This is a genomic window from Kribbella sp. NPDC050459 (assembly GCF_040655315.1).
GTDB lineage: Bacteria > Actinomycetota > Actinomycetes > Propionibacteriales > Kribbellaceae > Kribbella.
Map to the genome: position 1 here is coordinate 764,634 of NZ_JBFAJQ010000003.1, position 11,996 is coordinate 776,629.

Here is an 11,996-nt window from a genome sequence, read left to right on the forward strand (position 1 = left end):
CCTTCCCGAGAGCGACGTCGCAGGGGTACGACGCCAGCGGTTCCGAGTTACTTAACGTGGTTAAGCATCTCCGATTTTCGCACACCGTACTACAGGTCAATCGTTGTAGAAGTGCCAGCACAATGTCTCAAAAGCGCGCCCGGCGCAAGACCGGACGCGCTGTTCTTTGTTCGAATGTGTGGAGTTTGCTTGAGTTGGTATCGGCCCGTGATCAGCCGAAGTTCTCGCCCGCCGCCGCGAGGCGGTCGAGCAGCGCCGGCGGCTCGAACCGGGAGCCGTACGCCGCCGCCAGCTCACGGGCCCGCTCCGCGAAGGCTGACAGGCCGTAGGCGTTCACGTACTGCAGCGCGCCGCCGTGCAGCGGCGGGAAGCCGATCCCGAAGATCGACCCGATGTTGGCGTCCGGCACCGACCGCAGCACACCCTCATCGAGGCACTTGACGGTCTCCAGCGCCATCGCGAACAGCATCCGCTCCTGGAGATCGATCAGCGGTACGTCGGTCTGCCCGCCGAACTGCTCCCACAGCCCGGGCCACAACCGCTTCGGCCCGTCGGCCGGGTAGTCGTAGAACCCCGCGCCGGCCGCCTTCCCCTTGCGGCCGAACTCGTCGACGAGCCGGTCGGTGACCGCCATCCCGGGGTGGTCGTCGAAGGCGCCCGCGCTGTCACCGGCCGCCCGCGCGGCGTCCCGGATCTTCTGCGGCAGGGTCAGCGTGACCTCGTCGAGCATCGCCAGCGGCGGCGCCGGGAACCCGGCCTGGGTCGCGGCACGCTCGATCGTCACCGGGTCGACGCCCTCGGCGACCATCGCGGCGCCTTCCATCACCAGCGTGCCGAACACCCGCGAGGTGAAGAACCCGCGGCTGTCGTTGACCACGATCGGCGTCTTCCTGATCTGCCGTACGACGTCGTACGCCCGCGCGATCGCCCGGTCCGAGGTCTTCGCGCCGACGATCAGCTCGACCAGCGGCATCCGGTCGACCGGCGAGAAGAAGTGCATGCCGATGAAGTCGTCGGGCCGGTCGACGCCGTCGGCAAGCGCGGTGATCGGCAGCGTGGACGTGTTCGAGCAGAGCAGCGCGTCGGGCTCGACCACGGCCGCGATCTCCGCGAACACCTTCTGCTTCAGCCCGCCGTCCTCGAAGACGGCCTCGATCACCAGGTCGCACCCGGCCAGGTCGTTCGGGTCGCCGGTCGGCGTGATCCGGCCCAGGAACGCCTCGACGTCGGCAACGGTCGTCCGGCCCTTGGCGACCTGTTTCGCGAGCAGCTCCTCGGAATATTCCTTTCCGCGCGCGGCCGCCTCCAAAGAAACATCTTTGAGCACAACCTCGAGACCGGCTTTCGCGCACACATAAGCGATTCCCGCGCCCATCATCCCCGCACCGAGCACCCCGACCTTGCGCGCGGAATACTTCGGCACGTCGGCCGGCCGCGACCCGCCGGCGTTGATCGCCTGCAGGTCGAAGAAGAACGCCTGGATCATGTTCTTCGCGATCTGGCCGGTCGCCAGCGACACGAAGTACCGCGACTCGATCCGCGAGGCGGTCTCGAAGTCGACCTGGCTGCCCTCGACCGCGGCGCTCATGATCGCCCGCGGCGCCGGGTACGGCGCGCCCTTGAGCTGCTTGCGCAGATTCGCCGGGAACGCCGGCAGGAACGCGGCCAGCTTCGGCGACGACGGCGTACCGCCGGGGAGCTTGTACCCGTCCCGGTCCCACGGCTGCTTCGCGTCGCCGTCGTACGTCGTGATCCAGCGACGCGCCGCGTCGAGCAGGTCCGCGGCCGCGACGACCTCGTCGACGATGCCGACGCTCAGAGCATGGGCGGGCTTCATCCGCTGGCCCTGGAGCAGCACCTTCATCAGCGCGTCCTGGAGGCCGAGCATCCGGACCGCCCGGGTCACTCCCCCGCCGCCGGGCAGCAGGCCGAGCGTCACCTCCGGCACCCCGAGCTCGATCCGGTTGTCGTCGGCAACGATCCGGCGGTGGCAGGCGAGCGCGATCTCCAGGCCGCCGCCGAGCGCCGATCCGTTGATCGCGGCGACCACGGGGACACCGAGCGTCTCCAGCGTGCGTAGCTGCTTCTTGACCAGCTCGATCGTCTCGAAGACCTGCGCGGCATCCGAGGGCTGGATCTGCGACAGCATCTGCAGGTTGCCGCCGGCGAAGAACGTGGACTTCGCCGAGGTGATGATCACGCCCTTGAGCAGGGCCTTCTCGGCCACCAAGCGGTCGACGGTCCGGCCCATCGCCTCGACATAAGCATCGTTCATCGTGTTGGCGGACGCGGAGGGGTCGTTCAGCGTCAGCGTCACAACACCGGCGTCGTTCTTCCACTCGATCATGCGGCGATCCTCTCGATGATCGTCGCGACGCCCATCCCGCCGCCGACGCACAGGGTGGCCAGGCCGTAGCGGAGCTCGCGCCGCTCCAGCTCGTCCAGCAGGGTTCCGATCAGCATCGCGCCGGTGGCGCCGAGCGGGTGCCCGAGCGCGATCGCACCGCCGTTCACGTTCACCTTCTCGTGCGGTACGCCGAGATCCTTCATGAAGTGCATGACCGCGGCCGCGAACGCCTCGTTCATCTCGAACAGGTCGATGTCGCTCACGTCCAGCCCGGCGCGCGCCAGCGCCTTCCGGGCCGCCGGCGCCGGGCCGGTCAGCATGATCGTCGGATCGGCCCCACTGACACCGGTTGCGACCACCCGTCCGCGCGGCGCCCGACCGAGCGCCGCACCGGCCTTCTCGTTGCCAACAGCAACCAGCGCGGCGCCGTCGACGATGCCGGACGAGTTGCCCGCGTGATGTACGTGCTCGATCCGCTCGACGGTCAGGTACTTCTCCAGGGCGACCGAGTCGAAGCCGCCGTGCTCCCCGATCGCCGCGAACGACAACGGCAGACCGGCCAGCGTCTCGACCGACGTCCCCGGCCGGACCAGCTGGTCGTGGTCGAGGATCCGCAGGCCGTTGCGATCCACCACCGGTACGACGGAGCGCGCGAAGTACCCGTTGGCCCAGGCCTTCGCGGCCCGCGCGTGCGACTCGGCGGCGTACGTGTCGACGTCGGTGCGGGAGAAGCCGTCGATGGTCGCGATCAGGTCCGCGCTGATGCCCTGCGGGATGAAGCCGGTCTCGAGCGCGGTCTCCGGGTCCATCGCCCAGGCGCCGCCGTCGGAGCCCATCTTCACCCGGGACATCGACTCGACGCCGCCGGCCAGGATGAAGTCCTCCCAGCCGGACCGCACCCGCTGCGCGGCCTGGTTGACCGCTTCCAGGCCCGAGGCGCAGAACCGGTTCAGCTGCACGCCGCCGGTCGTCTCGGGATAGCCGGCCATCAGAACGGCGGTCCGCGCGATGTCCATGCCCTGGTCGCCGATCGGCGTGACGACGCCGAGCACCACGTCGTCGATCGCGGCCGGATCCAGGCCGGGATGCCGGGTGCGCAGCTCCGTCAACAGTCCCGTGATCAGCTGGATCGGCTTGACCTCGTGCAGCGCGCCGGTGGGTTTGCCCTTGCCGCGCGGTGTCCGGATCGCGTCGTACAGGAACGCTTCGCTGGTCATACGCCTGATTGTGACAGTAGTGCTGTCACGATGGTCAAGGGCGACTCGTTATGATTTCCGCCATGTCGGAAGTGGCGGGGGCTGCATCATTCGAAGGCGTGACCTTGACGGTCGACGAGCTGTCGACGCGGGTCGGGATGACGGTGCGCACGTTGCGGTTCTACGCGGGACGAGGGCTGATCCCGCCGCCGATCCGGCGCGGGCGGGTGGGGTACTACGGGCCGGAGCACATCGCGCGGCTCGACCTGGTGCGGGAGCTGCAGGCGCACGGCTTCACGCTGCAGGCGATCGAGGGCTATCTGGACCGGATCCCGTCCGACGCGACACCGCAGGACATCGCGCTGCATCGCACGCTGCTGACGCCGTGGATGCGGGACCTGCCGGAAACGCTCGACCGCGCGGCGCTGGTCCGGCGTACCGGGCGGGAGCTGAGCGACGACGACATCGAGATGCTGGTCGCGCTCGGGGTGGTCGAGCCGACGCCGGACGAGGACGTGTTCCAGGTCGCGACCGCACACCTGAGCCTCGGCGTCGAGCTGCTCGACCTGGACCTGCCGGTCGAAGCGGTGCTGGCGGCCGGCCGGATCTTTACCGAGCACGGCCGCGCGATCGCGGAGGAGCTGACCGAGGTGTTCCGCACCAAGGTCTGGCCGCACTACCGCGACTCCGGCGGCCCGCCGGAGCACATCCAGCACCTCGTCGAGCGCTTCAAGCCGGTCACGATCCAGGGCCTGGTCCTCGCCTACGAACGCGCCGTCGGCGAAACCCAGCGCGACACCATCCGGCGCACCCAGCACAAGCGCGCCAGTAGGTGATCAGGCGTTGGGGACGCGGAGGTAGGTGAGGCCGCGGAGGTCCAGGTAGGTGTTGTCCGGGGTGCTGACGACGCGGAGCAGCACGGACTCGCAGCCGTTGCAGCGGGCAACCATGCCGGGGGCGTCGACGTACAGGCGGGACTCGGCGAAGACGGCGACCTGGCCGCAGCCGTTGCACTGGCCGGTCGCGGTGGTCAGGTCCACGGCGAACACTTCGCTCAGGGCCCCGGCCGCCGCGTTGCCGTCCAGGTAGTTGGCTTCACTCATCCGAAACGCTCCGTTCTGACTCGGGCCGGGTCGTGACCGGCCGCGACCAGCAGATCCGCCACCGTCTCCACGAACGGCGTCGGCCCGCACACGTACGTCGTCGCGCCGTCCTCGGGCGCGAACGCGTACTGCTCGATCAGCTCCGCGTCGATCCGCCCCACCCGCGGCTCCCCGGCCGGCGCCTCACGGGTGTACACCAGCCGGACGTCGACGTCGTCCGACGCGGCCAGCTGCTTCAGGTCCTGGACGTAGATCACCGACTCCGGCCGCCGTACGGAGTACAGCAGCCGCATCGGCGTCCCGGAACCGGCCGCCGCGCGCAGCATCGACCGCAACGGCACGACCCCCGATCCCCCGCCGATCAGCTGCACCGGTCCTTCCTGGCCGGGCTTCCACACGAACCAGCCGCCGACCGGCCCGCGGATCTCCAGCGGGTCGCCGGCCTTCAGCACCTCGACGAGGTACGGCGACACCTCACCGTCGGGCACCTCCTCGACGGTCAGCTCGACCGTCGAGCCGTCCCACGCCGACGCGATCGAGTACGACCGCGAGGCGCGGTACCCGTCGGGCGCGGTCAGCCGCACGTCGAGGTGCTGACCCGCGAGATGCCCCGGCCAGTCCGGTACGTCGAGCACGATCGTGCGCGCCGTGGCGGTCTCACGCCGTACCTCGGCCACCGTGGCGACCTGCCACGTCAGTCGCCGGCGTATCGCTGTTCTTTCCATGGGTCTCCGTACTCGTGATAGCCGGCGGTCTCCCAGAAGCCGAGGTCCTCGGTGTCGGACAGCACCAGGCCGCGGACCCACTTGGCGCTCTTCCAGAAGTACAGGTGCGGGACGAGCAGCCGCGCGGGTCCGCCGTGCTCGGGATCGAGCGGGTCCCCGTCGTACTCGTAGGCGATCCAGGACTGCCCGTCGAGCAGGTCGTCGAGCGGCACGTTCGTGGTGTACCCGCCGTAGCTGTGCGCCATCGCGAAGTCCGCGCCGGTCTCGACGTCCGCGAGCAGCGTGTCGAGCGAGACGCCCTTCCAGGTCGTCTGCAGCTTGGACCACCGGGTCACACAGTGGATGTCCTTGGTGATCTCCTCGGACGGCAACGCCATCAGCGCCGCCCAGTCCCACTTGTACTTCTCGCCGGTCTCCGTGGTGACCGTGAACTCCCAGTGATCGGTCAGGATGTGCGGCGTCGGGCCTGCCGACAGCACCGGGAAGTCCCGCGTCAGGTACTGCCCCGGCGGTAGGTCGTTGCCGCCCCCGCGCCGACCTGTGAAACCTGGTGACACAATGTCCATGCCGACCCCTCCCTCGGTGTGCCGCCCGGCCACCGCTCGGGAACACGCTGATGAGCGCATCGTACGGCGTGCACCCCGGCGGGCGAGTGAAGGGCACAAGAACGGGTACTGGGTTCCCTCCAGACAATCCATCAGGCCAGTGTTGCGATGAGTCACCAGATCATGATCCGGCCGTTAGAGTGGAGCATCCGCCCAGCGGCGGCTCGAATCTGGGTGGGGTACGTGGATCTTGACCGCGGTGCGAGGGTGTGGGGGGCGATCAGGTCCTCCGCCCGCGCTGAGGGCACGTCCCCGACGCTGTCGCATGCTGTCCGCGCGTGCGCCACGGCAATGTCGGCGGTCGGTGCCGGATTCGCGATGACCCGCGACGGCGGCGCCTGGGAGCCGCTGCTCGCCAGCGGTCCGGAAGCGGCCGAGCTGGACGAGGTGCAGTTCACCCTGGGCGAAGGCCCGAGCCGCGACGCGTTGCAGCGCGGCACGCCGGTCCTCGAATCCGACCTCGGCGGCCTCGGCGCCGGGCGGCGCTGGCCCGCGTTCACCGCGGCCGCCATGGAGCGCGGCATCGCGGCCGCGTTCGCGTTCCCGATCGGCATCGGCGCAGCCCGGATCGGCGTTCTGACCGTGTACCGGACCGAGCGCGGCCCGCTGCCCGGAGAGCTGCTCCAGGACGCCTTGGTGTACGCCGACGCCGTACTGGTCCTGGCCCTCGACGACCGCGTCGGGGCCGGCACCGACCCGGAGCAGGTGGTCTCGGCAGCCTTCAGCAACCGGCGTGCCGAAGTGCACCAGGCCACCGGCGCGGTCGCGGCGCAGCTCGGTGTCAGTGTCACCGACGCGCTCGCGCGGCTGAGGGCCCACGCCTACAGCAGCGGCCAGACCTTGCAGGAGGTCGCCGCCGCTGTCATGGCGGGCGATCTGCGCTTCGAGATCGACCACACCGCACCGCGAACGAAGGAGACGGACTCACAGCATGGCGAGCAGCAGGAGGACTCATGAGCGCGACTGACAGGCGAGTGCGCGAGGTATTCATCGAGCTGTCCGACACCCTCGTCGCCGACTTCGACATCATCGAGTTTCTCGACCGGCTCGCGGACCGCTGCAGCGAGCTTCTGGACCTGTCGGCGTGCGGCATCCTGCTCGTCGATCACCTCGGCGTGCTGAACCTGGTCGCCGCGTCCAGCGAGGAGGCGCGGCTGATCGAGCTCGGCCAGCTGCAGAACCTCGAAGGTCCCGGCCTCGACGCTTTCAAGACCGGGCAACCGGCGCAGTACGCCGACCTGCGCGACGGGTCGAGCCCGTGGCCGGAGTTCACGACGGCGGCCGTCGACGCCGGCTACAGCTCGGTCCAGGCGCTGCCGATGCGGCTCCGCAACACGACGCTGGGCGCGGTCAATCTGTTCCGCGAACGGGCGGGCCGGCTGACCGCGGACACCGTCGTTCTCGGACAGGCGCTGGCTGACGCCGCAACCATCGGTATCGTGCACCAGCGGGCACTGGCCCGGCAGGAGATCATCACCGAGCAACTGCAGACGGCCCTCACCAGCAGAATCCTGATCGAGCAGGCCAAGGGCTTCCTCAGCCACCGACTCTCCGTGGGCGTCGACGAAGCCTTCGACGTACTCCGCTCCTACGCCCGCTCCACCAACCGCCGCCTGACCGAGGTGGCCGGCGACGTTGTCGAAGGCCGGATCAGCCTGACCCGGTGACCCGGCTCAGATGCCCATCGTGCGGCCGATGATCTCCTTCATGATCTCGGTGGTGCCGCCGTAGATGGTCTGGACGCGGGTGTCGAGGTAGGCCTTGGCGATCGGGTATTCGGTCATGAAGCCGTAGCCGCCGTGGAGTTGCAGGCAGCGGTCGACGACCTTCTTCTGGAGCTCGGTGGTCCACCACTTGGCCATCGCGGCCTCGGCCACGGTCAGCGTGCCGGCGTTCAGCTCCTGGATGCAGCGGTCGACGAAGACCCGGGCGATCTGTGTCTCGGTGGCGAGTTCGGCCAGGACGAAGCGGCTGTTCTGGAACGACCCGATCGGACGGCCGAACGCCTTGCGGTCCTTCACGTACCGCAGGGTCTCGTCGAGCATGTTCTCGCACGCCGCGGCCGCGACCACGGCGATCGTCAGCCGCTCCTGGGGCAGCTTCTCCATCAAGTAGACGAAGCCCTTGCCCTCCTCGCCGAGCAGGTTGTCCACCGGCACCCGGACGTCGTCGAAGAACAGCTCGGCGGTGTCCTGCGCCTTGAGCCCGATCTTGTCCAGGTTCCGCCCGCGGTCGAAGCCGGGCATGCCGCGCTCCACGACGATCAGCGAGATCCCCTGGGCGCCAGCGTCCGGGTCGGTCTTGGCCACGACGATCACCAGGTCGGCCAGGATGCCGTTGGAGATGAAGGTCTTCTGCCCGTTCAGCACGTAGTGGTCGCCGTCGCGCCGCGCGGTCGTCTGGATGCCTTGCAGGTCACTGCCCGCACCGGGCTCGGTCATCGCGATCGCGGTGATCGTCTCCCCCGAGCAGAACGCCGGCAACCAGCGCGCCTTCTGCTCGTCGGTCGCATAGTCCAGCAGGTACGCCGAGTTGATGTCGGTGTGGATCGTGAAGCCGACGCCGCTCGCGCGAACCCTGGTCAGCTCCTCGATCAGCACCGCGTTGAACCGGAAGTCCCGCACCCCGCCCCCGCCGTACTCCTCCGGCATCATGAAGCCGAGCAGGCCCGCGTCGCCGGCCGCGGTCCAGAGTTCGCGCGGCACGATCCCGGCGTCCTCCCAGCGGTCGTGGTGCGGGACGATCTCCTTGTCGCAGAACGACCGGACGGTCTCGCGGAAGGCATCGTGATCGGCGTCGAAGAGCTGACGTTCCATGGGCGGGTTCCTTTCAGGTCTGGACGGCGGCGCCGGACTCCAGCAGGTCGTCGAGGTCGGTGATGCCCCAGTCGGCCAGGGCCTCCCGGGTGTGCTCCCCCGGCCGCGCGGGCGGCGGGCCGAGGCTGGTCGGTGTCCGGCCGAAGCGCGGCGCGGGCGCCGCCTGCCGGACGCCGTGATGGTCGACGAAGGTGCCGCGGGCAACGAGATGCGGATGCTCGCCGGCCAGCGGCAGCACCGGCGCGACGCACGCGTCCGAGCCGTCGAACAGCTCCGTCCACTCCGCCTGGGTGCGCTGCCGGAACGTCTCGGCCAGGACCTTGCGCAGCTCCGGCCAGTTGGCCGGATCGTCGCGGTCCGGCGCGTCCAGGCCGAGCTTGCCGAGCAGATCGGCGTAGAACTGCGGCTCGAGCGCGCCGACCGCGACGTGCTTGCCGTCGGCGGTCTCGTACACGTCGTAGAACGGCGCCCCGGTGTCGAGCAGATTCGTCCCGCGCTCCTGCTGCCAAGAACCGGCCGCGAGCGCACCGAGCAGCATCGTGGTCAGGTGCGCCGAGCCGTCGACGATCGCCGCGTCGACCACCTGTCCCTGCCCGCTGCGCTGAGCCTCGTGCAGCGCGGCGAGGACGCCGATCACGAGGTAGAGCGACCCGCCCGCGAAATCGCCGAGCAGGTTCGCCGGGACCTGCGGCGGCCCGCCTGCCCGCCCGATCAGGTGCAGCGCGCCGGACACCGCGAGGTAGTCGATGTCGTGTCCCGCGGCCTGCGCCAGCGGCCCGTCCTGGCCCCACCCGGTCATCCGCCCGTAAACGAGCCGCGGGTTGATCGCGCGACAGTCGGCCGGTCCCAGCCCGAGCCGCTCGGCGACCCCGGGCCGGAAGCCTTCGACCAGTACGTCGGCCTGCGCGACCAGCCGCCGTACGACGTCGACCGCGGCCGGCTGCTTCAGGTCCAGGGCCGCACTGCGACGGCCGCGGTTGACCAAGTCCAGTTCCGGCGGCCCCATCGACAGCCCGCCGCCGGGCCGGTCGATGCGGAGCACCTCGGCGCCGAGCTCGGCAAGCATCATGCACGCGAACGGCGCCGGGCCAAGACCGGCCAGCTCGACCACCTTCACGCCCTCGAGTGGACCCATGCGGGCTATTGTGACAGTCCTACTGTCACAGTCGTCAAGTCATCCTGCGCGTCCCGGCCAGCGCGGTCAGCGGCAGCACGACCATCAGCCCCACGGACAGCGCGAGCACGATCGACCAGCCGACATGGTCAGGTTCGAGATGACCGAGGTGGAAGACCGTGTGCGGGACGGAGAACGCGAGATAGGCCACCAGCGCCAGCGTCGCGAGGAACCGGTCGAGGCGGACCGCCGCGGCGATCAGGACGATGGCCAGCCCCAGCGATGCCGCACCGAAGTCGCGGAACGCGTGTTCGGCGTACGGCGGGTCCCAGTCGACCGTCGGCACGTGGTCGTAGAACGTCCTCGGCACGAGTGTCAGCCACACCCCGAGGACCAACTGGAGCGCGGCGAAGGCGATCAGCACCGCGCGAACGTACGCCCTCATCGCAGGTACTCCGCGAACGTGATCCGCCCGTACGCCGGACCGTCGACCGTCGCAGCACCGTCGGCGAAGGCGCGGAACGTCTTCCCCGGAACCCGCACCGGCAGCACGGGCCGGCGCGACGAGCGGGCCTTCTTCCACTGCTGCGCCAAGGCCCGCGCCGACAGCCGCTCCGGGCCGCCGATATCGGCGGCGCGACCGTTGACCGGCGGCGCGGTCACGAGTTCGGCGAGCCGGACGGCGACTTCGTCGACCGAGATCGGCTGCAGGGTGACGGCCGGAGCGAGGATCATTGGCGCGAAGCGCTGCGCCGTGAAGACCCGGTCGACGAGGTCGTGGAACTGAGTCGCCCGCAGGATCGTGTACGGCACGCCCGACCCGGCGACCAGCCGCTCGGCCTCGAGCTTGTACCGGTAGTACGCCAGCGGGATGCGGTCGATGCCGGCGATCGACATGACGATCAGGTGCTGGACGCCCTTGACGGCGTCCAGGAGGTTGCAGGTCTGCTCGACGTCGCGCCGGCCCTGGCTGGTGGCCAGATGGACGATTACGTCGGCTCCGTCGACAGCGGCGTCGAGCCCGACACCGCTGGTGAGGTCGGCAACGACCCGGCCGGGGCCGGGCCTGCGACTGAGGACGCGGACCTGATGGCCGGCGGCGCCGAGCTGGGTCACGGTCGGCCGGCCGAGCGTACCGGTCCCGCCGGTGACGAGGATTGAGCTCATCGGATTCCTTTCGGTCACCAGCTCAGATCGGGCAGCCCTCCGATTCGTGACAGCTGTCCGACGGCGAACGCGAGTTTCTCCGGGTTCAGCACGAACTGGACGTCGGTGACGCCGTCCGGGCCGATGCCGACGAAGCAGATCGCGACCACGCCTTCGGGGCCGACGGCAATCAACGCCGGGCCGCCGTTCGCCTCGCCCAGCCGTGCCTCGATGCCGCCGCCGAACCGCTGCAGCGCTCCCGCGAGGTAGCGAGCGACCCGGTCCCGCCCGGTGAGCACGTTGCGGGCCGCGGACACCTTGCCGCCGCTGTCCGCGCGGGACACCACGTCCGCCGCGAGCAGCTTCTCGAGTTCTTCGATCTCCCCCAGCCGGGCGGCCGCGATGAACCGCTCGACCAGCTTCCGCCAGCCCGCGCGGTCGACCGGCTGATCCCGTGGCTTGTCCGCGGCCAGCTTCTTGCCGGCTCGCGACGCCAACTGACGCGCGTTCGCCTCGGACGTCCCGATCAGCTCGGCGACCTCGCGGTAGCCGTACGCGAACGCCTCGTGCAGCACGTACGCCGCACGCTCGGCCGGTGTCAGCCGTTCGAGCAGGAGCAACAGCGCGAACGACACCGACTCCCGCTCCGCGACGACGTCGAGCGGTCCGAGCGCGTCGAACTCGGTCCGCCCGGTCAGCACCGGCTCCGGCAGCCACTGACCGACGTACGTCTCCCGCCGCGCCCGTGCCGACGTGAGCTGCCTGATGGACAGGTTGGTGACGACCTTCGCCAGGTACGCGTCCGGGTCCCGCACCGAGGAGCGGTCGACGTCCTGCCAGCGCAGCCACGCGTCCTGCAGGATCTCCTCGGCGTCAGTCGCGGTACCGGTCATCCGATACGCGATCCCGAACAACCGCCCACGCAGGCGCTCGAAGTCGTCCAC

At 69.9% G+C, this 11,996-nt stretch carries 13 protein-coding genes; 3 read left to right on the forward strand and 10 right to left on the reverse strand.

Going from position 1 to position 11,996, the window contains the following annotated elements; translation table 11 throughout:
- Positions 1 to 211: 211 nt before the first annotated feature.
- Both AB0I12_RS14875 and AB0I12_RS14880 read right to left on the reverse strand, forming a co-directional pair.
- On the reverse strand, positions 212 to 2,347 hold the full coding sequence (locus AB0I12_RS14875; protein WP_359929334.1) for a 3-hydroxyacyl-CoA dehydrogenase NAD-binding domain-containing protein: 2,136 nt from the start codon (positions 2,345 to 2,347) through the stop codon (positions 212 to 214).
- Positions 2,344 to 3,564, reverse strand: coding sequence for an acetyl-CoA C-acetyltransferase (locus AB0I12_RS14880; protein WP_359929336.1), 1,221 nt, complete (start codon positions 3,562 to 3,564; stop codon positions 2,344 to 2,346). Before AB0I12_RS14880 ends, AB0I12_RS14875 begins: the two co-directional genes overlap by 4 nt.
- Positions 3,565 to 3,662: 98 nt before the next feature.
- Here AB0I12_RS14880 and AB0I12_RS14885 point away from each other — a divergent pair, with 98 nt between their 5' ends.
- Positions 3,663 to 4,379: a MerR family transcriptional regulator gene (locus AB0I12_RS14885; protein ID WP_359929338.1), complete on the forward strand. Its 717-nt coding sequence runs from the start codon at positions 3,663 to 3,665 to the stop codon at positions 4,377 to 4,379.
- Here the strand turns inward: AB0I12_RS14885 and AB0I12_RS14890 are convergent, their stop codons facing one another.
- From AB0I12_RS14890 to AB0I12_RS14900, 3 genes are read right to left on the reverse strand one after another with little or no spacing between them, the layout of a single operon-like run.
- Positions 4,380 to 4,646, reverse strand: coding sequence for a DUF6510 family protein (locus AB0I12_RS14890; RefSeq protein ID WP_359929339.1), 267 nt, complete (start codon positions 4,644 to 4,646; stop codon positions 4,380 to 4,382).
- Positions 4,643 to 5,371 carry a ferredoxin reductase gene (locus tag AB0I12_RS14895; RefSeq protein ID WP_359929341.1) on the reverse strand — a complete coding sequence of 243 codons (729 nt, stop codon included), beginning with the start codon at positions 5,369 to 5,371 and terminating at the stop codon, positions 4,643 to 4,645. The genes AB0I12_RS14890 and AB0I12_RS14895 overlap by 4 nt, the downstream gene beginning before the upstream one ends.
- Positions 5,341 to 5,937: a sulfite oxidase-like oxidoreductase gene (locus tag AB0I12_RS14900; protein WP_359929343.1), complete on the reverse strand. Its 597-nt coding sequence runs from the start codon at positions 5,935 to 5,937 to the stop codon at positions 5,341 to 5,343. Before AB0I12_RS14900 ends, AB0I12_RS14895 begins: the two co-directional genes overlap by 31 nt.
- A gap of 357 nt (positions 5,938 to 6,294) precedes the next feature.
- Between AB0I12_RS14900 and AB0I12_RS14905 the strand changes: the two genes are divergently transcribed.
- Positions 6,295 to 6,933, forward strand: coding sequence for a GAF and ANTAR domain-containing protein (locus tag AB0I12_RS14905; protein ID WP_359929345.1), 639 nt, complete (start codon positions 6,295 to 6,297; stop codon positions 6,931 to 6,933).
- Positions 6,930 to 7,643: a GAF and ANTAR domain-containing protein gene (locus tag AB0I12_RS14910; RefSeq protein WP_359929347.1), complete on the forward strand. Its 714-nt coding sequence runs from the start codon at positions 6,930 to 6,932 to the stop codon at positions 7,641 to 7,643. The genes AB0I12_RS14905 and AB0I12_RS14910 overlap by 4 nt, the downstream gene beginning before the upstream one ends.
- A gap of 6 nt (positions 7,644 to 7,649) precedes the next feature.
- Here the strand turns inward: AB0I12_RS14910 and AB0I12_RS14915 are convergent, their stop codons facing one another.
- From AB0I12_RS14915 to sigJ, 5 genes are read right to left on the reverse strand one after another with little or no spacing between them, the layout of a single operon-like run.
- Positions 7,650 to 8,792 carry an acyl-CoA dehydrogenase family protein gene (locus AB0I12_RS14915; protein WP_359929349.1) on the reverse strand — a complete coding sequence of 381 codons (1,143 nt, stop codon included), beginning with the start codon at positions 8,790 to 8,792 and terminating at the stop codon, positions 7,650 to 7,652.
- Between the two features lie 13 nt (positions 8,793 to 8,805).
- Complete coding sequence (locus AB0I12_RS14920) at positions 8,806 to 9,927, reverse strand: CaiB/BaiF CoA-transferase family protein (RefSeq protein WP_359929351.1); 1,122 nt, start codon at positions 9,925 to 9,927, stop codon at positions 8,806 to 8,808.
- A gap of 34 nt (positions 9,928 to 9,961) precedes the next feature.
- A complete protein-coding gene (locus AB0I12_RS14925) occupies positions 9,962 to 10,351 on the reverse strand; it encodes a hypothetical protein (RefSeq protein WP_359929353.1) in 390 nt (129 codons plus the stop codon).
- Complete coding sequence (locus AB0I12_RS14930; protein WP_359929355.1) at positions 10,348 to 11,073, reverse strand: NAD(P)H-binding protein; 726 nt, start codon at positions 11,071 to 11,073, stop codon at positions 10,348 to 10,350. The genes AB0I12_RS14925 and AB0I12_RS14930 overlap by 4 nt, the downstream gene beginning before the upstream one ends.
- Positions 11,074 to 11,087: 14 nt before the next feature.
- Complete coding sequence (sigJ, locus tag AB0I12_RS14935) at positions 11,088 to 11,996, reverse strand: RNA polymerase sigma factor SigJ (protein ID WP_359929357.1); 909 nt, start codon at positions 11,994 to 11,996, stop codon at positions 11,088 to 11,090.

Coding starts and splice junctions, on each gene's coding strand:
- AB0I12_RS14875 (WP_359929334.1), bottom strand. CDS start 2,347: ATGATCGAGTGGAAGAACGACGCCGGTGTTGTGACGCTGACGCTGAAC.
- AB0I12_RS14880 (WP_359929336.1), bottom strand. CDS start 3,564: ATGACCAGCGAAGCGTTCCTGTACGACGCGATCCGGACACCGCGCGGC.
- AB0I12_RS14890 (WP_359929339.1), bottom strand. CDS start 4,646: ATGAGTGAAGCCAACTACCTGGACGGCAACGCGGCGGCCGGGGCCCTG.
- AB0I12_RS14895 (WP_359929341.1), bottom strand. CDS start 5,371: ATGGAAAGAACAGCGATACGCCGGCGACTGACGTGGCAGGTCGCCACG.
- AB0I12_RS14900 (WP_359929343.1), bottom strand. CDS start 5,937: ATGGACATTGTGTCACCAGGTTTCACAGGTCGGCGCGGGGGCGGCAAC.
- AB0I12_RS14905 (WP_359929345.1), top strand. CDS start 6,295: ATGACCCGCGACGGCGGCGCCTGGGAGCCGCTGCTCGCCAGCGGTCCG.
- AB0I12_RS14910 (WP_359929347.1), top strand. CDS start 6,930: ATGAGCGCGACTGACAGGCGAGTGCGCGAGGTATTCATCGAGCTGTCC.
- AB0I12_RS14915 (WP_359929349.1), bottom strand. CDS start 8,792: ATGGAACGTCAGCTCTTCGACGCCGATCACGATGCCTTCCGCGAGACC.
- AB0I12_RS14920 (WP_359929351.1), bottom strand. CDS start 9,927: ATGGGTCCACTCGAGGGCGTGAAGGTGGTCGAGCTGGCCGGTCTTGGC.
- AB0I12_RS14925 (WP_359929353.1), bottom strand. CDS start 10,351: ATGAGGGCGTACGTTCGCGCGGTGCTGATCGCCTTCGCCGCGCTCCAG.
- AB0I12_RS14930 (WP_359929355.1), bottom strand. CDS start 11,073: ATGAGCTCAATCCTCGTCACCGGCGGGACCGGTACGCTCGGCCGGCCG.